Origin of the sequence: Streptomyces sp. NPDC049687 (assembly GCF_044465285.1) — a bacterium.
GTDB lineage: Bacteria > Actinomycetota > Actinomycetes > Streptomycetales > Streptomycetaceae > Streptomyces.
This window is the reverse complement of the sequence record NZ_JBITLN010000016.1, coordinates 166,900-187,836: the sequence shown is the minus strand read 5'-3', so window position 1 is coordinate 187,836 and position 20,937 is coordinate 166,900. Positions and strand designations below refer to the sequence as shown.

The window sequence follows — 20,937 nt, the reverse complement described above, 5'->3', positions numbered from 1 at the left end:
ACCCTGGAACTGCGCGTGCACATCACTGCCGGTGTCCCGGACATGACCCGCGTCCGCCTTCAACGCCGCATGATCCAGCTCCAGTTGGAACAGATTGCCGGTGAACTGAGGAATCTCCTCCGGCTTGATCACGCTTTCACACCCCCGTGTGTCCGACTCGTCCCGCCGAAAGTCACTCGCAACGAGATCAGATCATCATACAAAGGGGTGCTGACGGAACCTCGGGATCGTCACCGATCCGCTACAACTCCGCCCGATTCGACCTCACTTGGCACTCGGCCCGTCGTCGTCCGGGCCGGCACCATCCGATCCGTCGTCATCCGACCCGTCGTCATCCGACCCGTCGCCATGCGAGTCGTCGTCATCCGGGAGGAGCCCGCCGATAACCGCTCCGGCGGTTCCTGCCGGGCCGGTGGTTCCGGGGGCCTCCGCCGGTGCGTCGGCCACCGGGTTTCCGTGCAGTCGTACGTCCTGTTCGGCCATCCGGCGTGCTTCCAGGGCGAGTTCGTCGGCGGGGCCCGCGTCGGCCGGGTCCCCGGTGGTGAGGAGGCGCTTCGCCTCCGCGAGCCTCGTGCGGGCCGTGGCGCCCACCGCACCCCGGTGGGTCATGACGAAGTCGTCGGCGGCGGCGGTCGAGGACCGGGCGACGGCCAGTGCGGCGGCCGGCAGCACCCCGGACCGTCCCGAGGCGAGCGGCACGGTCGCCCGCACGATGCGACGCAGGGCGCCGAGCGGGTCGTAAGGCTGGCCGGCCGTCGACTCCTGGCGTACGGAGGCCAGGACGGAGTCGGCGTTGAGGAGGCGGGGGTGCGGTTCTTCCTCCCGGAACGTGTGCCGCCGTACCGGCGCCAGTTCCGCCTCCGCGCCGGTGAGCGCGGCCGGTAGCATCCGCTCGGCGTTGCGCAGTTCGGCGGCGACGCGGTCGACGCCCTCGATGAAGACGGCCGCCTGGGCGATGGCGCCCTCGGCGGCGCGCAACTGCCGCACGGCTTGTTCCGGCTCGCCCGAATCTGCCGCCTGGCGCGTCAGATTGAGCCGGGCGGTGGCGAACAGCAGCCGGTCCTTGGCCTGTTCGACGTCGCCGATGACGGTGGAGGTCGCCGTGGGCGCGTACCGCGCCACGAGGTCGGCGAGTTGGGTCTGGGCCGTTTTGGTGCGCCCCGTCAGCGCCCTGAAGCGGGCCTCCGCGAAGGGGAGCGCCCGCTCCGGCTTCCGCAGCCCGGCGAAGTCATCGGTGATCTCGTCCAGCCGCCGCCCGGCCTCCTCGCACCGCCCGACGATCCCCGCGAGCGCGTGCCGACGGGCCGTCTCCTCCTCCGGTATGCCCTCGTCGTACCGCTGCCGCATCCGGAAGGCGGCGGACAGTTCGCCCTCGGCTTCGCGCAGGCCGCGCTCGAACCGGGTGACCGCCTCCGTTCCGAGGAGTTCCTCGGCGAAGCCGAGTGCGGCGCGGGTCGCACGGACGCGGTCGTCGGCGCGGACGAGCGACGCGCAGGCCGCCGCGTCCGGCTCCGCCAGGGCTGGGGCCGAGCTCGGGGGCGGCGGACCGCTCGCCCCTCCGGGGGTCGTCCGGTCGCGCGTGCGGCGGACCCGGCGTATGTATCCGTAGCCCGCCACCGCGCCCACCACGGCGACCGCCACCAGCGGCAGCACGAGATCGGCGGTCGACGTCTCGTCCTCCTGTGGTTCCCGGGGCGCGGCGGCGCGCGCCACGGCCACCGGCTCCTTGGTCGCAACCGGCGTGTCGCTCCCCGGCGTCATCCCCGGCAACACCAGCCACATCACCCCGACCGCAGCGCCCACCACGGCATGCGCCACCCGCACGGACATGTGCGACCTGGCATGCCGCGGCCGGCCTCGAAGCAGGGATGACGTCACATTTCGGAGCGTATGGCCGTGAATGCGGCGACGCGAGCGGGATACGCCCGAGGCGGGGTGGGTGGGGCGGACCGGCACAGGAGGGGGAGCGGGGATGCCACAGACGGGACCCGAGGAGAGGAAAAGGGACGCGGCCGAGGAGGAGGCGCCGACCGGAGCGGGCCCGGCCGTGGACGACGGTCCGGGCGCGCGGGCTGGGGCGTCCCGTCCCCGGCGCCGCCCCTGGCGCCCCCGTCCGCGCCCCCGCCCCCGGCGTCGACTCCTCCTCGTCACGCTCCTGCTCCTCCTCGCCCCCGTCCTCGTCTCCCAGATCGCCCTCGGGGTGAACTACCTGGGTGACCCGGCCGACGGGACCCGCACCCGGAACAAGGACGCCTTCTGGCTGGGACACGCCTGGGTCGACGGGCGGAAGGACGACGCCGATGTCGAGGAGCTGGCCGGCCGCCTCCGGCGTACCGGGATACGTGACCTGTACGTCCACGCCGGTCCCCTCGAACACGACGGGACCCTGCCGAAGTCGGCCTACACGAAGGCGGCCTGGTTCATCGCCGCCGTGCACCGGGAGGCGCCCGGCATCCGGGTGCAGGCCTGGCTGGGGGACGTGCTCGCCAGCGAGAGCCCGAACGGCATGCGGCTGGAGCGCGCGGAGACACGTGCCGCCGTCGTACGGTCGACCCGGGAGATCCTCGCCGCCGGCTTCGAGGGCGCCCACTTCGACCTGGAGCCGCTGCACTCCGGCGACCGGAACTACCTCGCCCTGCTCGACACCCTGCACGAGGTCACCCGGGCGAAGGGCGCCCAACTCTCCGTCGCCGCCCACCAGATCGACCCGGTGCCCGGCTTCCACTCCTTCTGGGGCGCGACCACCGGCCACCCCAAGTGGTGGTCGCAGCGGTTCTTCGGCCAGGTGGCCCGCCGTGTCGACCAGATCGCCGTGATGTCGTACGACACCATGCAGCCGTTTCAGAGCACCTACGGCGGTTACGTCGCCCAGCAGACCTCCCTCGCCCTGGAGGTCACCCCGCCCTCCACCGACCTGCTGATGGGCCTGCCGTTCTACAAGGAGAACCGTTTCGGCCACTGGGCGCACGCCGAGACGGTCGCCGCCGCCGTCCGGGGCGTCCGCCTGGGTCTGTCCCGAACCGACGCCGACCGGGCCAATTTCGGTGTGGCGGCGTACGTGGACTTCACGGCGACGGAGACGGACTGGGTGTCGTACGAAAAGGGGTGGGCGCGGTGAGCGAACGGGCGGCAGACTCGGCGCGATGATCCGAGAGCACCTCAGCGCGGCGGACCTCGCCCCGCTCGCCCGTGCCGCAGCCGGTCCCCGTCGCACGCTCGCCGGTGTCGCCCGGCTGACCGGCGGCAGCAAGAAGGGCGCCTACCGGCTGACGTACGACGACGACTCGACGGCGATCGCCTCCGTCTGGTCGCCGGAGGAGGACTACTGGGACCACACCTGCCCTACTGGATCCCGCTGGCGGGCATGGCCACGAACTTCGTGGGCCTCGGTCTCCAGTCCTTCGCCCGTTACCCCGGCCGGCGGGCCGTCCTTCCTACGATGACCGCCTCCTGATCCTCGACCCCAGCCACACCAGCGGGTCGTACTTGCGGTCGACCGCCCGTTCCTTCAGAGGGATCAGCGCGTTGTCCGTGATCTTGATGCCCTCGGGGCAGACCTCCGTGCAGCACTTGGTGATGTTGCAGTAGCCGAGGCCGTGTTCGTCCTGCGCCGTGCGCTTGCGGTCCACGCCGGCCTCCTCGGCCGCGTCCAGCGGATGCATGTCCAGCTCCGCCACCCGCATCAGGAAGCGCGGGCCCGCGAACGCCGTCTTGTTCTCCTCGTGGTCACGCACCACATGGCAGGTGTCCTGGCACAGGAAGCACTCGATGCACTTGCGGAACTCCTGCGGCCGGTCCACGTCCTCCTGGAACATCCGGTACTCGCCCGGACCGACGCCCTCGGGCGGTACGAACGCGGGGACCTCCCGCGCCTTCTGGTAGTTGAAGCCGACGTCCGTCACCAGATCCCGGACGACCGGGAAGGCGCGCAGGGGCGTCACCGTGATGGTCTCGTCGGGGGTGAACACCGACATGCGGGTCATGCACATCAGCCGTGGCCGCCCGTTGATCTCCGCCGAGCACGAACCGCACTTGCCCGCCTTGCAGTTCCAGCGGACGGCCAGATCGGGGGCCTGGGTGGCCTGGAGGCGGTGGATGATGTCGAGGACCACCTCGCCGTCGTTCACCTCGACCTTGAAGTCCTCCAGGTCACCGCCCTGCACATCCCCCCGCCACACCTTGAAGTGGGCCGTGTAGCCGCTCATTCGTACAGCTCCTCTTCGGCGAGGTACTTGACCAGCTCCTCCTTCTCGAAGAGGGCGAGCAGGTCCGGGCGGATGGGGTCGGTGGTCTCCCGTACGAGGTGGATCTGGCCGCGCTGCGGATCGGTGGCCGCCTGCCCGCCCGTCGGGTCGGCGAGCCGGCACAGCAGGTTCACGTTGCGCCACTCGCGGTCCATCGCCGGGTGGTCCTCGCGGGTGTGGCCGCCGCGCGACTCGGTGCGCTCCAGCGCGGCCCGCGCCACGCACTCGCTGACCAGCAGCATGTTCCGCAGGTCCAGTGCGAGGTGCCAGCCCGGGTTGAACTGGCGGTGGCCCTCGACGCCGGCCCGCCGGGCCCGTACCCGGAGCTCCGCCAGCTTGTGCAGGGCCTGCTCCATCTCGCCCTCCCGGCGGATGATGCCGACCAGGTCGTTCATGGTCTGCTGGAGCTCCTGGTGGAGGGTGTACGGGTTCTCGGCGGGGCCCGCCGACGAGGCGTCCTCGGCGGAGAAGGGGCGCAGGGCCTCCGCCGCCGCCGAGTCCACCTGCACGTCGTCCACCGACGGCCGCTCGTGGGCCGACCCCGCCGCATACCCGGCCGCGTGCAGCCCGGCCCGGCGGCCGAAGACCAGCAGGTCGGAGAGCGAGTTGCCGCCGAGACGGTTCGAGCCGTGCATGCCGCCCGCCACCTCACCGGCCGCGAACAGGCCCGGCACCCCGCGCGCCGCCGCCGTGTCGGAGTCGACCGCGATGCCGCCCATCACGTAGTGGCAGGTCGGCCCGACCTCCATCGCCTCGGCCGTGATGTCGACGTCCGCCAGCTCCTTGAACTGGTGGTACATGGACGGCAGCCGGCGCTTGACGACCTCGGCGGGCATACGGGTCGACACGTCCAGGAAGACCCCGCCGTGCGGGGAGCCACGGCCGGCCTTGACCTCGGCGTTGATGGCGCGGGCCACCTCGTCGCGGGGGAGCAGCTCAGGGGGCCGCCGGTTGTGGTCGGGGTCCTCGTACCAGCGGTCGCCCTCCTCCTCCGACTCGGCGTACTTCTCCTTGAAGACGTCGGGGATGTAGTCGAACATGAAGCGTTTTCCGTCGGAGTTCCTGAGCACCCCGCCGTCTCCCCGCACGGACTCCGTGACGAGGATGCCCTTCACCGACGGCGGCCAGACCATGCCCGTCGGGTGGAACTGCACGAACTCCATGTTCAGCAGGGGCGCGCCCGCGAGCAGGGCCAGCGCGTGGCCGTCGCCGGTGTACTCCCAGGAGTTCGACGTGACCTTGAAGGACTTGCCGATGCCTCCGGTCGCGATCACGACGGCCGGCGCCTCGAGGACGAAGAAACGGCCGGTCTCGCGTTCGTAGGCGAAGACGCCCGACACCCGCGAGCCGTCCTTCAGGACACGGGTGACCGTGCACTCCTGGAAGACCTTCAGCCGGGACTCGTAGTCCCCGGTCTCGCGATGGTCCTCCTGCTGGAGCGCGACGATCTTCTGCTGGAGGGTGCGGATCAGCTCCAGCCCGGTGCGGTCGCCGACGTGCGCGAGGCGCGGATACTCGTGGCCGCCGAAGTTGCGCTGGGAGATCCGGCCGTCCTTCGTACGGTCGAACAGAGCGCCCCAGGTCTCCAGCTCCCACACCCGGTCCGGGGCCTCCTGCGCGTGCAGCTCGGCCATCCGCCACTGGTTGAGGAACTTGCCGCCGCGCATGGTGTCGCGGAAGTGGACCTGCCAGTTGTCGTGTTCGTTGACGTTGGCCATCGCCGCCGCGATGCCGCCCTCGGCCATCACCGTGTGCGCCTTGCCGAACAGCGACTTGCAGATCACGGCCGTACGGGCACCGCGCTCGCGCGCCTCGATGGCGGCACGCAGGCCGGCGCCCCCGGCACCGACCACGACGACGTCCCACTCCTGCCGGTCCACCACGGACATCAGAAGCCCCTTTTTCCAGCTAGAAGATGGTCGGATCGTCGAAGACACCGGAAGCGACCAGGTACACGTAGAAGTCCGCGAGCGCGACGCTCACCAGCGACGCCCAGGCGAGTTGCATGTGCCGGGCGTTCAGCCTGCCGACGAACTGCCAGGCCCGGTAGCGCACCGGGTGCTTGGAGAAGTGCTTCAGCTTGCCGCCGACGATGTGCCGGCAGGAGTGGCAGGAGATCGTGTACGCCCAGATCAGCGCGATGTTGAGCAGGAAGACCAGGGTGCCCAGGCCCATGTGGCCCCAGCGGTAGTGCTCGTCGCGGAAGGCGAGGACGGTGTCGTAGGTCAGGATCCCGGCGACGACGATCGCGGCGTAGAAGAAGTACCGGTGGATGTTCTGCAGGATCAGCGGGAAGCGGGTCTCACCGGAGTACTTCCGGTGCGGCTCGGCCACCGCGCAGGCCGGGGGTGAGGCCCAGAAGCCCCGGTAATAGGCTTTGCGGTAGTAGTAGCAGGTCAGACGGAAGCCGAGCGGGAAGATCAGGATGATGATCGCGGGCGAGATGCCCCACCAGCCGCCGAAGATCTCCGCGTTGGGGCCCGCGTGCATGGGCCGGCAGTTCTCCGCCAGGCAGGGCGAGTAGAACGGCGAGACGTACGGCGCCGCGTAGTAGTCGGCGTTCGCGAAGGCCCGCCACGTCGAGTAGACGACGAACGCCAGCAGACCGGCGGCGGTGACGGCGGGGGCCAGCCACCAGCGGTCGGTCCGCAGATGCGGGGCGGCGATCGCGGCGCGCCCGGCGCCACGTACGCCGCCCGCGGGATGGGGGTCGGTCGAGGGAGGTTCCGTACCAGTGGCCAATGCAGGACTCCGGTCGGTGGGGGGCTGAGGGTTCTCAGGGGGCGTGCCGGTCCCGGGCGCCGAGCCCCTCGTCGTCCGTGTCGACCCACAGGGAGTCGTCGTACGGCGTGTCGGGGATGGTGACGAGCTCGGGCTTGCGCGGTGCGGCGGGGTGGGAGGCCGCCTCGCGCAGCAGCGCGACGCTCTCCCTCAGATGATCGGCGTCGGCACGGACGCGGCGCATCTCCAGGCCGCCGCCGCCGAGCTGCTTCTCCAGACGGCCGACGGACCGGGAGAGGTCGTCGAGGCAGCGCTGGACCGTAGTCAGGTCGTCGTGCACGGACATGACGTGACCTCGCTTCTGTGGGCGGCTGTGCCCTGGACGGCAACGTTCATGCGCCTGCGAGTGTTGCGCGTCACACCGGTCGATGTGAAGGCGTGTGCAGCGATTGGCGGACGCGTTGCTCCCTCCGAGTGGGGTTGGACGCCCCGGCCGCCGTGTCGCCCTCGGCAGGCGAACCCTTTCCTCTTCAGTAAGCCGTAGATCTGATCAACTCCAAAATACCGCCAAATGTGAACAGAACGCACCGGCAGCGGCTCCCCGGAGGTACCAGAGATGTCGATGTCCTACGACGGTGTCGGGCCGCGCTCGGTCATGCGCTCGGTCGCCTTTCTCACCGCCGGCGCCCTCGCGGTGCCTCTGCTGACCGGCTGCTCCTCCGAGGACGAGGCCGGCAAGCCGCTGGCCCACCAGGACATCGCCCCGGCCGCCCGCGCCCTGGTCGCCGACGGGGGCACGCTGCACTGGGCGGTGGACGCGGTGCCCGAGACCTTCAACACCTTCCAGTCGGACGCCGACGCCACGACCACCCGGGTCGCCCAGGCCGTCCTGCCGTCGATGTACCGGCTCGACGTCAACGGGCGGGCCCGCCGCAACCCCGACTACCTGGAGTCCGCCAAGGTCGTCGACACCGAGCCCAAGCAGGTCGTGCTGTACAAGCTGAACCAGCAGGCCGTCTGGAGCGACGGCCGGGAGATCGGCGCCGCCGACTTCGCCGCCCAGTGGCGCGCACTGTCCGGCAAGGACAGCGCGTACTGGACCGCCCGCAACGCCGGCTACGACCGCATCGAGAAGATCGAGCGCGGCGACAACGACCTGGAGGTCAGGGTCACCTTCAGCCGCCCCTACGCCGACTGGCAGTCCCTGTTCTCGCCGCTGTACCCGAAGGAGGTCATGGGCACGCCCACCTCGTTCAACGACGGGGCGCGGCGCACGCTGAAGGTGACCGCCGGCCCCTTCCTGGTGAAGACGGTCGACCGCAAGAACACCCAGATCCGGCTCGCCCGCAACCCGCGCTGGTGGGGGGAGCCGGCGAAGCTCTCCGAGATCGTGCTGAAGGCCGTGCCCCGCCGGGACCGCGCCAGCGCGCTGGCCGCCGGGACGATCGAACTGGCCGACGTCGACCCCGCCGACGCGCGGAGCATCGACGGCGCCGGGAAGGGTTCGGCGGCCGGACCGCTCTCCCGGACCGGCTCGACGTCGCACAGGACGATCGCGCGACGGGAGCGCCTGGAGAAGGCGCTGCGGGACGTCGAGGTACGGCGCTCCCTGGAGCCGGCGTACACCCAGCTGGCCCTCAACGGCGCGGACGGGCCGCTGGCCGACGAACGCGTACGGCGGGCGGTGGCGCGCGCCCTGGACCGCAGGGAACTGGCCGAGCTGGTGCTGAAGCCGCTGGGGCTGCCCGCGGTGCCGGTCGGCAGCCACCTCGCCCTGTCCGGCCAGGAGGCGTACGCCGACAACAGCGGCGCGCTCGGCGACCAGGACACGGCGGAGGCGCAGGCGCTGCTCGCGGACGCCGGGTGGGTGGCCGGGGGTCCGGTCAAGGAGGAGAAGAAGGGCGAGAAGGCGGCCGGGGCGAAGGGGAAGAAGCCGGCGGCCGAGGGGGAGTCCGGGGCGGAAGGCGAGCAGTCGGAGGAGGGTGCCGACGGCGAGTACATCGTGGGGGAGGACGACAAGGCGCGACCGGAGCCGGACGGGGAGCAGGGGAGCCTCGAGGGCCGCGGCGGTCATGGAGGCAACGGCGAGCGCGGTGATCATGGCGATCACGGTGATCAGGGGGAGAAGAACCGTCACGGCAAGAGCGAGAACGGGAAGAAGGGCGAGGGCTCCGGGCGGCAGCTCGCGCAGGAGGGCACGCAGTACCAGCACCGGCACCAGGGGGGCGCCCCCGGTGCCTACGCCCCCAAGGGCACCCCCGCTCCGGCCGGTGCCGCCGCCGGGGCGCTGGCGAAGGACGGCAAGGCGCTGTCGCTGCGGTTCGTGCTGCCGTCCGGGCCGGGCTCGGAGCCGCTGCGCACGGTCGCCGCGCGGATCACCAGCATGCTGGAGAAGGTCGGCATCCGCACGGAGACCGTCAAGGTCTCCGACGAGAGCTACTTCAAGGACCACATCGCCTCCGGCGAGTACGACCTCGCCCTGTACTCCTGGCCCGCGACCGCCTTCCCGGCCACCGACGCCCGGCCGATCTACGCCAAGCCGGTACCGGCCGCCGACGGTTCGCTGAGCGTCGAGCAGAACTACACGCGCGTCGGCACCGACCAGGTCGACCAGCTCTTCGACCAGGCCATCACCACGCTGGACGCGGACGAGGAGCGCTCCCTGATCCGCAAGGCCGACTCGCGCATCTGGGCGGCGGCCGCGTCGATCCCCCTCTTCCAGCGCCCCCAGCTCACCGCCGTGAGGAAGAACCTCGTCAACGCCGGCGCCTTCGGTTTCCAGACCCCCGTCTACGAGGACATGGGCTTCCTGAAGAAGGGTGCGCAGGGGCCCCCGCGCCCCTCGGCCGACGAGTGAAACAAGGCCGACGAGTGAAGCAAGCACGTCACGGCCTGCCCGGCCGCCCCCGTGGCACTTGCCGCGGCCACCTGCGGGTCCGCACCATGAGGCGACGAGCGGTGCGGACGCGGAAGCGGCCGCACCACGGGGAGACGGGGGAGCTGCACATGCGTGACATGCGGGGGAGCACGCGACGGTCCTGGGCGGCGGGAGTGGCCGCGGTGGCCCTGGCGGCGGGCCCGACGGCGTGCACCGGGGGATCGGACGACGACGGCGCCGGCGGGAAGACCGGCGCCCGGCGGGCCTCGGCGGGCCCGGTGGCCGAGAAGCAGGCGTGCACGGACGGGACGTACACCTGGACCGGCATCGGCGAGACGAAGCGGCTCACGGGGGTCACCGAACCGGAGAGCCTCGGCAAGGGCGGCGGCAGGCTGACGTACCGCCTGGCCCGGGTGTACACACCGCACCAGTCGGTCGAGGGCCACGGTCCGGCCCTGTCCTCCGCCGAGGTGCTGTTCTCGCTCGGCAAGAAGGCCGGCCTGATCGAGTCCGACGCAACCACCGCGGCCGAGGACGACTCGGAGGACGCCTTCACCGACGTGAACCGGAAGGCCCCCGAACTGAACGAGAACGGCACGGACTCCGTCGACGGCGCGGGCCGCTTCGTCCGGTACGCCTTCACGACGGAGGTGGCGGGTGACTTCCGTTACTCCTGCGCCGACGGCACGGCCGTGCTGGGCCACGCGGTGGGCTGGAAGGCCGACGGTGGCGGGATCCTCGACTGCGACCACTCCATCGAGGGCCTGTCCGGCGACGACGTCTCCCTCGCCCGGTCCGCCGCCCGGCTGGTCTGCGACGCGGGATCGGTCGCGACGAAGGGCGCCTGATCCGCGCCCGGGCCCGGCCCCGCGGGGGTGCCCCGTGGCCCGGTGGGGGGCGCTCCCCGCCGGGCCCCGTACCATGGGGTGAGGCCGTGGCGTGTCAAGCCCGGCAGGGCCCGCGTAACACGTACGCAGCAGGGCCGGTCCTCACACTCCGGGAGAACGCCGCTTTATGGCCACGCGCCACGACATTCGCAACGTAGCCATCGTCGCCCACGTCGACCACGGCAAGACGACCATCGTCGACGGCATGCTGAAGCAGGCCGGTGCCTTCGCCGCGCATCAGCTCGAAGGCGTCGACGACCGCATGATGGACTCGAACGACCTGGAGCGTGAGAAGGGCATCACGATCCTGGCCAAGAACACGGCCGTCAAGTACCACCCCAAGGATGGCGGCGACGTCATCACCATCAACATCATCGACACCCCCGGCCACGCCGACTTCGGCGGTGAGGTCGAGCGCGGTCTGTCCATGGTGGACGGTGTGGTGCTGCTCGTCGACGCCTCCGAGGGGCCGCTGCCGCAGACCCGGTTCGTGCTGCGCAAGGCGCTGCAGGCCCGGCTGCCGATCATCCTCTGCATCAACAAGACCGACCGGCCCGACGCCCGCATCGACGAGGTCGTCAACGAGACGTACGACCTCTTCCTCGACCTGGACGCCGACGAGGAGCAGATCGAGTTCCCGATCGTCTACGCCTGCGGCCGTGACGGGATCGCGTCCCTGACCAAGCCGGCCGACGGGACCGTGCCGGAGGACTCCACCAGCCTGGAGCCGTTCTTCTCCACCATCCTGGAGCACATCCCGGCCCCGACCTACGACGAGGAGGCCCCGCTCCAGGCCCACGTCACCAACCTGGACGCCGACAACTTCCTCGGCCGGATCGCGCTGCTCCGCGTCCACCAGGGCGAGCTGAAGAAGGGTCAGACCGTCGCCTGGCTGAAGCGCGACGGGTCGGTCGCCAATGTGCGCATCTCCGAGCTGATGATGACGGAGGCGCTCACCCGCAAGCCCGCCGAGAAGGCCGGCCCGGGTGACATCTGCGCCGTCGCCGGTATCCCGGACATCATGATCGGCGAGACCCTCGCCGACCCGGAGAACCCGGTCCCGCTCCCGCTGATCACGGTCGACGAGCCCGCGATCTCCATGGTCATCGGCACCAACACCTCCCCGCTGGTCGGCCGTGGCGGCACCGGCAAGGGCGCCGACGCCAAGGCGGCTGTCAAGGACCGCAAGGTCACCGCCCGCCAGGTGAAGGACCGCCTCGACCGCGAGCTGATCGGTAACGTCAGCCTGCGCGTCCTGGACACCGAACGCCCCGACGCCTGGGAGGTGCAGGGCCGAGGTGAGCTGGCGCTGGCCATCCTGGTCGAGCAGATGCGCCGCGAGGGCTTCGAGCTGACCATCGGCAAGCCCCAGGTCGTCACGAAGGACGTCGACGGCAAGGTCTACGAGCCCGTCGAGCGCATGACGATCGACGTGCCCGAGGAGCACATGGGCGCCGTCACGCAGCTCATGGGCGTCCGCAAGGGCCGGATGGACAACATGTCCAACCACGGCTCCGGTTGGGTGCGCATGGAGTTCGTGGTGCCGTCCCGCGGTCTCATCGGGTTCCGGACCGAGTTCCTGACCCAGACCCGCGGCACGGGCATCGGCCACTCCATCCACGAGGGCCACGAGCCCTGGTTCGGCACGCTCCAGACCCGCAACAACGGCTCCCTGGTCGCCGACCGCGCCGGTGCCGTCACCGCCTTCGCGATGACGAACCTCCAGGAGCGCGGTGTGCTGTTCGTCGAGCCCGGCACCGAGGTGTACGAGGGCATGATCGTCGGTGAGAACTCCCGCTCCGACGACATGGACGTCAACATCACCAAGGAGAAGAAGCTCACCAACATGCGGTCCTCGACGGCCGATGTCGCGGAGTCGATCGTGCCGCCGCGCAGGCTGTCGCTCGAGCAGTCGCTGGAGTTCTGCCGTGACGACGAGTGCGTCGAGGTGACCCCGGAGGCGGTCCGCATCCGCAAGGTGAACCTGGACGCCCGCGAGCGCGCCCGCGCCGCGAGCCGCGCCAAGCACGGCTGACCGGCCCGCACAGCGTTCTGAACCAAGGAGCCAGGTCCCGCGAGACGGGACCTGGCTCGTTGCGTGCACGGGGCGGTGAACACAGTTTTTACTCTGCGGGGACATAGGGATAACCCTTTGATCTGCCCCAGAGACGCCCGGCAGGGGCCGATCGGTATTAGCCTCGTGGTGGTGCGATTTACGCGCAGCCGGGGACGAGTGCCGATCGAACGGCCGTAGACGCGAGGCCCGTTGGCCGACCGGTCGGACGAGGGCGGACACGCCGACTCCACCCCGCACAGCGGCCAAGGCAGCCGCAACTGATTTTCCCCTCCCTGACGTCCGAAATGCGGACACTCATCGCCGATAGATGTGTAACAAGTCCGTTTCGCAGGGATCTTCCCTCTATCCCTTTGTCCGGATTTTGGAAGAAGTAGCCGACAGGTGTGATCGAACCGAGACCTTGCCGGTGTGGTTCGGCCTTCGCTGATGGCAGATAGTTAGGCGCGTAGAGCTCGGACGGACGGGTCAGGCGCCGACAGGCGGCGCAGGCTCGCGAGCGCTGGGGGCACCGACCATTTTCAGGCGCCGGCAACGGTGTTGTGTCGTGTGCTGCCCCATGTGCTGAACTTATGGATTCTTGAGGAGGAACCCATGCGCGGTGCGAGGAGTGCCAAGTGGGTCGCTATGGCCGCGGTGGTGGCACTGGCTGCGACCGCCTGTGGTGGTGGCGACGACGACAAGGGTGACAGCAAGGCCGCCGTCGACCCGAACGGTACGTTCACGGTCGAGTCCGGTGAGCCGCAGAACCCCCTGCAGCCCGCCAACACGATGGAGTCCTACGGCAGCATCGTGATCAAGTCGCTGTTCACCGGTCTGGTGGACTACGACAGCAGTGGCAAGATCGTCATGATGAACGCGCAGTCGGTCGACACGACGGACAGCAAGACCTACACGGTCAAGCTGAAGGCCGGCTGGAAGTTCCACGACGGCACCCCGGTCACCGCTGAGTCCTACGTCAAGGCCTGGAACTGGGCCGCCAACCCGGCGAACAAGCAGACCAACAGCTTCTGGTTCTCCGACATCCAGGGCTACGACGACGTCGCTCCCGCGAAGGGCAAGCCCAAGGCCACCGAGCTCTCCGGCCTGAAGGTCGTCGACGACAGCACCTTCACCATCACGCTGTCGAAGGCGATCCCGTACTTCATCTACAAGCTCGGCTACGAGGTCTTCTCGCCGCTGCCCGAGTCCTTCTACAAGGACCCGAAGGCCGCCGGTCAGAAGCCGGTCGGCAACGGCCCCTACGAGTTCGTCAGCTGGGACCACAAGAAGGCCATCACGGTCAAGAAGTACGCCGGCTACAAGGGCCCGAACGCGGCGAAGAACGGCGGCGTGGTCTTCAAGAACTACTCCACCCCCGAGACGGCCTACGCGGACCTGAAGTCCGGCAACCTCGACGTCATCACCCAGATCGCCCCGAAGGACCTCCCGGTCTACAAGCAGGACCTCGGCGACCGCGCGATCGACCAGGCCTACTCCGCGATCCAGACCATCGCCCCGGCCTTCTACACCAAGCAGTGGAAGGGCATCAACCCGAAGGTCCTGCAGGGCCTGTCGATGGCGATCGACCGGAACACCATCACCAAGACCGTGCTCCAGGGCACCCGTGAGCCCGCCACCGGCTGGGTCGCCAAGGGCGTCCTCGGCTACCAGCCGAACGCCGCGGGTGACGTCACCACGTACAACCCGACCAAGGCCAAGCAGCTCATCAAGGAGGGTGGCGGCGTTCCGGGCAACTCCATCACCATCCAGTACAACACCGACGGTGGTCACAAGGAGTGGGTGGAGGCGGTCTGCAACTCCATCACCAACGCCACCGGGGTGAAGTGCGGCACCGACCCGAAGGCCGACTTCCAGGCCGACCTCGACGCCCGTGACGCCCAAGAGGTCAAGTCGATGTACCGCTCGGGCTGGGTGCTGGACTTCCCGATGAACGCCAACTTCATCCGGGACCTGTTCGGCTCCAAGTCGGACGGCAACCAGAGCGGCTTCTCCAACAAGACGATCGACGAGGAGATCGCCGCCGCCGACAGCGCCAAGACGCTGGACGAGTCGGTGCAGAAGTACCAGGAGATCGAGAAGCAGCTCCCGAACTACATGCCGAGCATTCCGCTCTGGTACTACAAGGTCAACGCGGGCTACTCGGAGAAGGTCTCGGGCGTCAAGTTCGCCCAGGACGGAGACCCCATCCTGACCGGCGTCGAGGTCAAGAAGTAACCGCAGACAACCCGTTGCCCGGGGCGCGCACGCCGCGCCCCGGGCAACGGCAGCGGCCGGGGGGCCCTTTCCACACGCACCGTGCGGCGGTGCGCGTGGGAAGGGCCCGCCTGCTGCCGCTGTGACTTTTATGGAGGCACGATGGGGCGCTATGTCGCACGACGACTGCTCCAGATGATCCCGGTGTTCATCGGGACCACCCTGCTTATCTTCCTCATGGTCTACGCCCTGCCCGGCGACCCCGTGCGCGGACTGTTCGGCGACAAGGGCGGCAGCCCCCAGGTGATCGCCGCCCTGAGACACGAGTACGGTCTCGACCAGCCGATCCTGGTGCAGTACTGGGACTACATGAAGGGCATCGTCCTGCACGCCGACTTCGGCACGCAGATCGCCAGCGGCCGACCCGTCACCGATGTGCTCGGCGACGCGTTCCCGGTGACCCTGCGGCTGGGCGGCTTCGCCTTCGTCATCGAGGTCGTCATCGGTATCGGCCTGGGTGTGTTCGCCGGCCTGCGTGCCGGACGCTCCGCCGACACCGCGGTCCTGCTGGTCACGCTGCTGCTGATCTCGGTTCCCGTGTTCGTTCTCGGCTTCATCCTCCAGTGGATCTTCGCCGATCAACTGCACTGGCTGGAACCGAACGTCAACGACGCCTCGAACTACGGGCAGTTGCTGATGCCGGCCATTGTGCTGGCCACGGCGTCACTCGCCTATGTGTCCCGGCTCACCCGTACGTCGATCGCGGAGAACATGCGCGCCGACTACGTCCGTACGGCCATCGCCAAGGGCCTGCCCCAGCGCCGGGTGGTGAGTGTCCACCTGATGCGCAACTCGATGATCCCCGTGGTCACCTATCTGGGCACGGACATCGGCGCCCTGCTGGGCGGTGCCGTCGTCACCGAGGGCATCTTCAACATCCAGGGCATCGGCGGCACGATCTACCAGTCGATCATCCGCCGGGAAGGCACCACCCTCGTGGGCCTGGTGACCATCCTCGTCCTCGTCTATCTCGTCGCCAGCCTCCTTGTCGACCTGCTCTACGCGGTCCTTGACCCGAGGATTCGCTATGCCTGACATGACCAAATCCGACACCGCCACCGCCGCACCGGACGCCGTGGCCACCGCCGCACCGGCCGGAGTTCCGGTCAAGGCCGAGAAGGTCCGCAGCCTGTGGGGCGACGCCTGGCAGGACCTGCGGCGCAACAAGATCTTCGTCGTCTCCTCGGTGCTGATCCTGCTGCTGCTGACGATCACCTTCTTCCCCGGCTGGTTCACCAGCGCCGACCCGACCTACGGCGACCTGGCCAAGCACTACCTGCAGAAGCCGAAGCTCGGAAAGGTCTTCTCACCCGAGTGGCTGGGCTACGACCAGCAGGGCCGCAGCGTCTACGCCCGGCTCATCTACGGCGCCCGCGCCTCCATAGCCGTCGGCTTCGGCACCACGATCCTGGTGACCGTCGCGGGCGGTCTGGTCGGCATGATCGCCGGCTACTTCGGCGGGATCGTCGACTCGATCCTGTCCCGGCTCGTGGACGTGTTCTTCGGCATCCCGTTCCTGCTGGGCACCATGGTCGTCCTCAACTCCTTCCCGGAGCGGACCACCTGGGTCGTCATCGGCGCCCTCGGCTTCTTCGGCTGGACCCAGCTCGCGCGCGTGATGCGCGGCGCGGTGATCACCACCAAACAGTCCGACTACGTCCAGGCGGCCAAGGCGCTCGGCGCGAGCACCCCGCGCATCCTGTTCCGGCACATCCTGCCGAACACCCTGGCCCCGGTGATCGTGGTCGCGACCATCTCGCTCGGCGTCTACATCGGCTCCGAGGCCACGCTGTCCTTCCTGGGGCTCGGCCTGAACGGCGTCTCCTGGGGCAACGACATCTCCGACGGCGGCAGCTCGATCCGGGTGGCCCAGTGGATCATGCTCTACCCGTCGATCATGCTCACCATCACGGTGCTGGCGTTCATCATGCTCGGCGAAGCGGTCCGCAACGCCCTTGACCCGAAGACGCGCTGAGGGAGGCGTACGTGACCACCATCGAAGAAGTCGCCCCGGTTCCGGCCCCCCGCGACGGCGGGGACGCCCCGCTGCTCGAAGTGCGTGACCTGCACGTCGAGTTCGTCACCCGCGAGGGTGTCGTCCGGGCCGTGAACGGCGTCAACTACAGCGTGAACGCCGGCGAGACGCTCGCCGTGCTCGGCGAGTCCGGCTCCGGCAAGTCGGTGACCGCGCAGGCCGTCATGGGCATCCTCGACATGCCCCCGGCGCGGATCCCGCAGGGCGAGATCCTCTTCCGCGGCCAGGACATGCTCAAGATGTCCGGCGAGGAGCGCCGCCGTATCCGCGGCCAGCGGATCGCCATGATCTTCCAGGACGCGCTCAGCTCGCTCAACCCGGTGCTCTCCGTGGGCTACCAGCTCGGCGAGATGTTCCGCGTCCACCAGGGCCTGTCCAAGAAGGACGCCAAGGCCAAGGCGATCGAGCTGATGGACCGGGTGAAGATCCCGGCCGCCGCGGCCCGGGTCAGCGACTACCCGCACCAGTTCTCGGGCGGTATGCGCCAGCGCATCATGATCGCCATGGCGCTGGCCCTGGAACCCGACATGATCATCGCCGACGAGCCCACCACGGCCCTCGACGTGACGGTCCAGGCCCAGGTCATGGATCTGCTCGCGGAACTCCAGCGCGAGTACAACATGGGTCTCATCCTGATCACCCACGACCTCGGCGTGGTCGCCGACGTCGCGGACAAGATCGCGGTGATGTACGCGGGCCGGATCGTGGAGCGCGCGCCGGTGCACGAGCTCTACAAGCGCCCCGCGCACCCCTACACCCGCGGGCTGCTGGACTCGATCCCGCGCCTGGACCAGAAGGGCCAGGAGCTGTTCGCGATCAAGGGCCTGCCGCCCAACCTCCTGCACGTGCCCACCGGCTGCGCCTTCAACCCGCGCTGCCCCAAGGCGCAGGACATCTGCCGCACCGACGTCCCGGCCCTGGTGCCGGTGACCGAGCGGGACGGCACCGAGCTGGTCGGCCGGGCCTCGGCGTGCCACTTCTGGAAGGAGACGATCCATGGCTGAGCTCAGCAAGAACGACGAGCAGGAGGCCACGCCGAACGTCTCCGAGGTGAAGACCGCGGACGTGCACTCCGAGACGGAGGCGGTCGCAGCGATCGAGGCGCCCGTGGACCGCGGCGAACCGATCCTTCAGGTGCGCAACCTGGTGAAGCACTTCCCGCTCACCCAGGGCATCCTGTTCAAGAAGCAGATCGGCGCGGTCAAGGCCGTCGACGGTGTCTCCTTCGACCTGTACCAGGGCGAGACCCTCGGCATCGTGGGCGAGTCCGGCTGCGGCAAGTCCACGGTCGCCAAGCTCCTGATGAACCTGGAGCGGGCCACGGCCGGCGAGATCTTCTACAAGGGCCAGGACATCACCAGGCTGTCCGGGCGCGCCCTGAAGGCGGTCCGCCGCAACATCCAGATGGTGTTCCAGGACCCCTACACGTCCCTGAACCCCCGGATGACGGTCGGTGACATCATCGGCGAGCCCTTCGACATCCACCCCGAGGTGGCCCCCAAGGGCGACCGGCGCCGCAAGGTGCAGGAACTGCTGGACGTCGTCGGTCTCAACCCCGAGTACATCAACCGCTACCCGCACCAGTTCTCGGGCGGCCAGCGGCAGCGCATCGGCATCGCGCGCGGCCTCGCCCTCAACCCCGAGATCATCATCTGCGACGAGCCGGTCTCCGCGCTGGACGTGTCCGTCCAGGCCCAGGTCATCAACCTGATGGAGCGACTGCAGGACGAGTTCAACCTGTCGTACATCTTCATCGCGCACGACCTGTCGATCGTCCGGCACATCTCGGACCGGGTCGGTGTGATGTACCTCGGCAGGATCGCCGAGATCGGCTCCGACGAGCAGATCTACGACCACCCGACGCACCCCTACACCCAGGCGCTGCTGTCGGCGGTCCCCGTGCCGGACCCGGAGGCCCGTGAGGGCCGCGAGCGCATCATCCTCACCGGTGATGTGCCGTCCCCGGCGAACCCGCCGTCCGGCTGCCGGTTCCGCACCCGGTGCTGGAAGGCGCAGGACAAGTGCGCGACGGAGGAGCCGCTGCTGGCGGTGCCCGAGCGTTTCAAGGGCGCGGACTCCCCGGCGGCACACGAGTCGGCGTGCCACTTCGCCGAGGAGAAGGACGTCGTGCACGCGGCCTGAGAACGCACGGCCGTCTGCGTCGCGGTGTGCCCGGAGCGAGGAACTCCGGGCACACCGCGTGCCGTTTGCGCCCCGACCGCATCCGTCTGGTCGGCGCACTCACGGCCATCTGCCGTCGGGGACGTGCCCCCGACCGACGACCCCGAAGCCGTACGCACGTGCGGCGAGCGGAACCCCTATGATCACTCCGCCCCAGCGTCCGCTGCGGCCGCGCACGCCTCCGAGACAGGCCGATGACGATGACGAGCACCGTTCGCAAAGCCGCTCCCTGGATCCTTGCCCGCTCAGCGCAGACGGCGACGGCTGCGGCCGCCGTGGCGGACGTGTTCCGCGCGGCAGCGGTCCGGGATCACTACCTGCGCCACACGGATGCGTCCCTGCACGAGTCGGGCTTCATCTCCATGATCTTCGTCTACCTGGTGACTCTTGCGATCGTGCTGTTCCTCGTGTGGCTCGCCCGGTCCCGGCGCAACGCCCAGGAGCTGTCCCCCCGGGCCTCGGTCCCGAGTCGGGGCTGGACGATCGGCGCGTGGTTCATACCGGTGGTCAACTTCTTCGTCCCGCGCCGGATCGTTCTCGACATCGGGCGCGCGAGCTCCGCGTCGTGGCAGCAGAAGCGGGACACGACACTGGTGAACCTGTGGTGGGCCGCCTGGATCACGCACGCGGTGGTGCTCGTGGTGGGGGGCCGGGTGGCCCCGGGGTCGATGGTCTTCCTCGTGGTGGCGGAGGCGCTCATGATCGCGGCGGCCGTGCTGCTGGGGCTCGTCATCGAGCGCATCACCGCGTTGCAGAGCGCCGCGCTCGGGGCCACCGTACCGGTCGCACCTCTCGCCCAGGCGTGAGGCGGTTCCCCCGGGGCGCTTTGCCGAGCGCGACCGCCAGGGCGAGGTCGGCGAAGTGAGGAGCCGGCCGCGTGTTGATGCGCCGTCGGGGCCGCCACCGGCCGGACACCTCTGACGGAGGCCGAACGGCGGCTGCTGGGCCCCGACGCCGCGCCCCCCGCTGTTCGGCTGACCGGCCCGGCCGGCGCCCTGCCCCACGTGCCGGAGCGGCCCGCCGGTACCCCGGCGGGCCGCTCTCACAGCGCGGACCGCGCTACTTCCACTCGAGACCCCACACGTTGGAGTCCTGCTTCACCGGAGCGGTGAACCACTTCGACCACTTCTTGTTCTCGTGGTACTTGCAGTGGCCGTCGTAGTAGTACGAGTACTTCGTGGCCTTGAACTTCTTCGACTCGTGGAACATGGTCATGCGGACCTTGGTCTTGCCCGCCTTGTTCTTCGCCGGAATCGAGTAGCTCCAGCTGTTCGACTTCGACCAGGACTTGCCGAGGGTCACGCTGAACGACGTGCTCGCCTTGGCGAAGATGACGCCGGCCTCGGCCTCCACACCCGCGGTGCCACTGGCGCTCACCGTGGCCGTCTTGGTGTGGTTGTAGGTGAGGGTGCCGCCGAGGTTGTCGTACATCCACTCGCTGTGCAGGTTGGTCGGCCTGCTCACGGTGGACTTGTTGGTGATGTGGTAGCCGGTCCCGGGGCTCGGGGCACACGCCGCGGAGGCCGGAGCGGCCACCCCGGTCACGATGCCACCGGCGACAACGGCGGTCGAGACTGCGGCACTTGCGATTCTCAGCACGAACGATTCCCCCTTCAGGAACTCTGCGCTCACCGGAGCGCGGCATCAGATTGGCCGTGCGC

General features: G+C 69.5%; 17 protein-coding genes. 11 read left to right on the top strand and 6 right to left on the bottom strand.

The genetic code is table 11. The annotated features are described in order from the left end of the window. Nucleotides 1-264: 264 nt before the first annotated feature. Complete coding sequence (locus tag ACIBVL_RS36620; RefSeq protein WP_399104369.1) at nucleotides 265-1,830, bottom strand: hypothetical protein; 1,566 nt, start codon at nucleotides 1,828-1,830, stop codon at nucleotides 265-267. Nucleotides 1,831-1,972: 142 nt separating this feature from the next. Here ACIBVL_RS36620 and ACIBVL_RS36615 point away from each other — a divergent pair, with 142 nt between their 5' ends. Together ACIBVL_RS36615 and ACIBVL_RS36610 are read left to right on the top strand one after the other, a co-directional pair. Then, nucleotides 1,973-3,118, top strand: a complete 1,146-nt coding sequence (locus ACIBVL_RS36615; protein ID WP_399104368.1) for a hypothetical protein — start codon at nucleotides 1,973-1,975, stop codon at nucleotides 3,116-3,118. A gap of 25 nt (nucleotides 3,119-3,143) precedes the next feature. Next, on the top strand, nucleotides 3,144-3,443 hold the full coding sequence (locus ACIBVL_RS36610) for a hypothetical protein (protein ID WP_399104366.1): 300 nt from the start codon (nucleotides 3,144-3,146) through the stop codon (nucleotides 3,441-3,443). On the opposite strand, the gene ACIBVL_RS36605 is transcribed toward ACIBVL_RS36610, so the two are convergent. From ACIBVL_RS36605 to ACIBVL_RS36590, 4 genes are read right to left on the bottom strand one after another with little or no spacing between them, the layout of a single operon-like run. Further along, a complete protein-coding gene (locus ACIBVL_RS36605; RefSeq protein ID WP_399104364.1) occupies nucleotides 3,435-4,205 on the bottom strand; it encodes a succinate dehydrogenase/fumarate reductase iron-sulfur subunit in 771 nt (256 codons plus the stop codon). The two genes, ACIBVL_RS36610 and ACIBVL_RS36605, sit on opposite strands and share 9 nt — an antisense overlap. Next, nucleotides 4,202-6,133, bottom strand: coding sequence for a fumarate reductase/succinate dehydrogenase flavoprotein subunit (locus tag ACIBVL_RS36600; protein WP_399104362.1), 1,932 nt, complete (start codon nucleotides 6,131-6,133; stop codon nucleotides 4,202-4,204). Before ACIBVL_RS36600 ends, ACIBVL_RS36605 begins: the two co-directional genes overlap by 4 nt. Nucleotides 6,134-6,152: 19 nt before the next feature. Continuing rightward, nucleotides 6,153-6,986 carry a hypothetical protein gene (locus ACIBVL_RS36595; protein WP_399104360.1) on the bottom strand — a complete coding sequence of 278 codons (834 nt, stop codon included), beginning with the start codon at nucleotides 6,984-6,986 and terminating at the stop codon, nucleotides 6,153-6,155. A 34-nt stretch (nucleotides 6,987-7,020) separates the two neighbouring features. Next, complete coding sequence (locus ACIBVL_RS36590; RefSeq protein ID WP_399104359.1) at nucleotides 7,021-7,311, bottom strand: hypothetical protein; 291 nt, start codon at nucleotides 7,309-7,311, stop codon at nucleotides 7,021-7,023. 276 nt (nucleotides 7,312-7,587) lie between these two features. Here ACIBVL_RS36590 and ACIBVL_RS36585 point away from each other — a divergent pair, with 276 nt between their 5' ends. The 9 genes from ACIBVL_RS36585 (at nucleotide 7,588) to ACIBVL_RS36545 (ending at nucleotide 20,082) form a co-directional block, all read left to right on the top strand. Further along, complete coding sequence (locus ACIBVL_RS36585; protein WP_399104389.1) at nucleotides 7,588-9,822, top strand: ABC transporter family substrate-binding protein; 2,235 nt, start codon at nucleotides 7,588-7,590, stop codon at nucleotides 9,820-9,822. 149 nt (nucleotides 9,823-9,971) lie between these two features. Further along, nucleotides 9,972-10,691, top strand: a complete 720-nt coding sequence (locus ACIBVL_RS36580; protein ID WP_399104357.1) for a hypothetical protein — start codon at nucleotides 9,972-9,974, stop codon at nucleotides 10,689-10,691. Nucleotides 10,692-10,857: 166 nt separating this feature from the next. Then, nucleotides 10,858-12,765: a translational GTPase TypA gene (gene typA, locus ACIBVL_RS36575; protein ID WP_399104355.1), complete on the top strand. Its 1,908-nt coding sequence runs from the start codon at nucleotides 10,858-10,860 to the stop codon at nucleotides 12,763-12,765. 633 nt (nucleotides 12,766-13,398) lie between these two features. Beyond that, on the top strand, nucleotides 13,399-15,021 hold the full coding sequence (locus ACIBVL_RS36570; protein ID WP_399104353.1) for an ABC transporter substrate-binding protein: 1,623 nt from the start codon (nucleotides 13,399-13,401) through the stop codon (nucleotides 15,019-15,021). Between the two features lie 141 nt (nucleotides 15,022-15,162). Further along, the gene (locus ACIBVL_RS36565) at nucleotides 15,163-16,095 is read left to right on the top strand and encodes an ABC transporter permease (RefSeq protein WP_399104351.1); all 933 of its coding nucleotides are present in this window, start codon (nucleotides 15,163-15,165) and stop codon (nucleotides 16,093-16,095) included. Then, nucleotides 16,088-17,035: an ABC transporter permease gene (locus tag ACIBVL_RS36560; RefSeq protein ID WP_399104349.1), complete on the top strand. Its 948-nt coding sequence runs from the start codon at nucleotides 16,088-16,090 to the stop codon at nucleotides 17,033-17,035. Before ACIBVL_RS36565 ends, ACIBVL_RS36560 begins: the two co-directional genes overlap by 8 nt. An 11-nt stretch (nucleotides 17,036-17,046) precedes the next feature. Beyond that, on the top strand, nucleotides 17,047-18,099 hold the full coding sequence (locus ACIBVL_RS36555; protein ID WP_399104347.1) for an ABC transporter ATP-binding protein: 1,053 nt from the start codon (nucleotides 17,047-17,049) through the stop codon (nucleotides 18,097-18,099). After that, nucleotides 18,092-19,237 (top strand): ABC transporter ATP-binding protein, encoded by a 1,146-nt coding sequence (locus ACIBVL_RS36550; protein WP_399104345.1) that lies wholly within the window; start codon nucleotides 18,092-18,094, stop codon nucleotides 19,235-19,237. Before ACIBVL_RS36555 ends, ACIBVL_RS36550 begins: the two co-directional genes overlap by 8 nt. A gap of 239 nt (nucleotides 19,238-19,476) precedes the next feature. After that, the gene (locus ACIBVL_RS36545) at nucleotides 19,477-20,082 is read left to right on the top strand and encodes a DUF4328 domain-containing protein (RefSeq protein ID WP_399104343.1); all 606 of its coding nucleotides are present in this window, start codon (nucleotides 19,477-19,479) and stop codon (nucleotides 20,080-20,082) included. A gap of 253 nt (nucleotides 20,083-20,335) precedes the next feature. Here ACIBVL_RS36545 and ACIBVL_RS36540 read toward each other — a convergent pair whose 3' ends face one another. Further along, nucleotides 20,336-20,875 carry a hypothetical protein gene (locus ACIBVL_RS36540; protein WP_399104341.1) on the bottom strand — a complete coding sequence of 180 codons (540 nt, stop codon included), beginning with the start codon at nucleotides 20,873-20,875 and terminating at the stop codon, nucleotides 20,336-20,338. Between the last annotated feature and the right edge of the window lie 62 nt (nucleotides 20,876-20,937).

Bases quoted from the DNA above. Each gene is read 5' to 3' on its own strand.
- ACIBVL_RS36590 (WP_399104359.1), bottom strand. From the start codon at position 7,311: ATGTCCGTGCACGACGACCTGACTACGGTCCAGCGCTGCCTCGACGAC.
- ACIBVL_RS36545 (WP_399104343.1), top strand. From the start codon at position 19,477: ATGACGAGCACCGTTCGCAAAGCCGCTCCCTGGATCCTTGCCCGCTCA.
- ACIBVL_RS36600 (WP_399104362.1), bottom strand. From the start codon at position 6,133: ATGTCCGTGGTGGACCGGCAGGAGTGGGACGTCGTCGTGGTCGGTGCC.
- ACIBVL_RS36605 (WP_399104364.1), bottom strand. From the start codon at position 4,205: ATGAGCGGCTACACGGCCCACTTCAAGGTGTGGCGGGGGGATGTGCAG.
- ACIBVL_RS36610 (WP_399104366.1), top strand. From the start codon at position 3,144: ATGATCCGAGAGCACCTCAGCGCGGCGGACCTCGCCCCGCTCGCCCGT.
- ACIBVL_RS36585 (WP_399104389.1), top strand. From the start codon at position 7,588: ATGTCCTACGACGGTGTCGGGCCGCGCTCGGTCATGCGCTCGGTCGCC.
- ACIBVL_RS36565 (WP_399104351.1), top strand. From the start codon at position 15,163: ATGGGGCGCTATGTCGCACGACGACTGCTCCAGATGATCCCGGTGTTC.
- ACIBVL_RS36615 (WP_399104368.1), top strand. From the start codon at position 1,973: ATGCCACAGACGGGACCCGAGGAGAGGAAAAGGGACGCGGCCGAGGAG.
- ACIBVL_RS36580 (WP_399104357.1), top strand. From the start codon at position 9,972: ATGCGTGACATGCGGGGGAGCACGCGACGGTCCTGGGCGGCGGGAGTG.
- ACIBVL_RS36620 (WP_399104369.1), bottom strand. From the start codon at position 1,830: ATGTCCGTGCGGGTGGCGCATGCCGTGGTGGGCGCTGCGGTCGGGGTG.
- ACIBVL_RS36570 (WP_399104353.1), top strand. From the start codon at position 13,399: ATGCGCGGTGCGAGGAGTGCCAAGTGGGTCGCTATGGCCGCGGTGGTG.
- typA (WP_399104355.1), top strand. From the start codon at position 10,858: ATGGCCACGCGCCACGACATTCGCAACGTAGCCATCGTCGCCCACGTC.
- ACIBVL_RS36550 (WP_399104345.1), top strand. From the start codon at position 18,092: ATGGCTGAGCTCAGCAAGAACGACGAGCAGGAGGCCACGCCGAACGTC.
- ACIBVL_RS36560 (WP_399104349.1), top strand. From the start codon at position 16,088: ATGCCTGACATGACCAAATCCGACACCGCCACCGCCGCACCGGACGCC.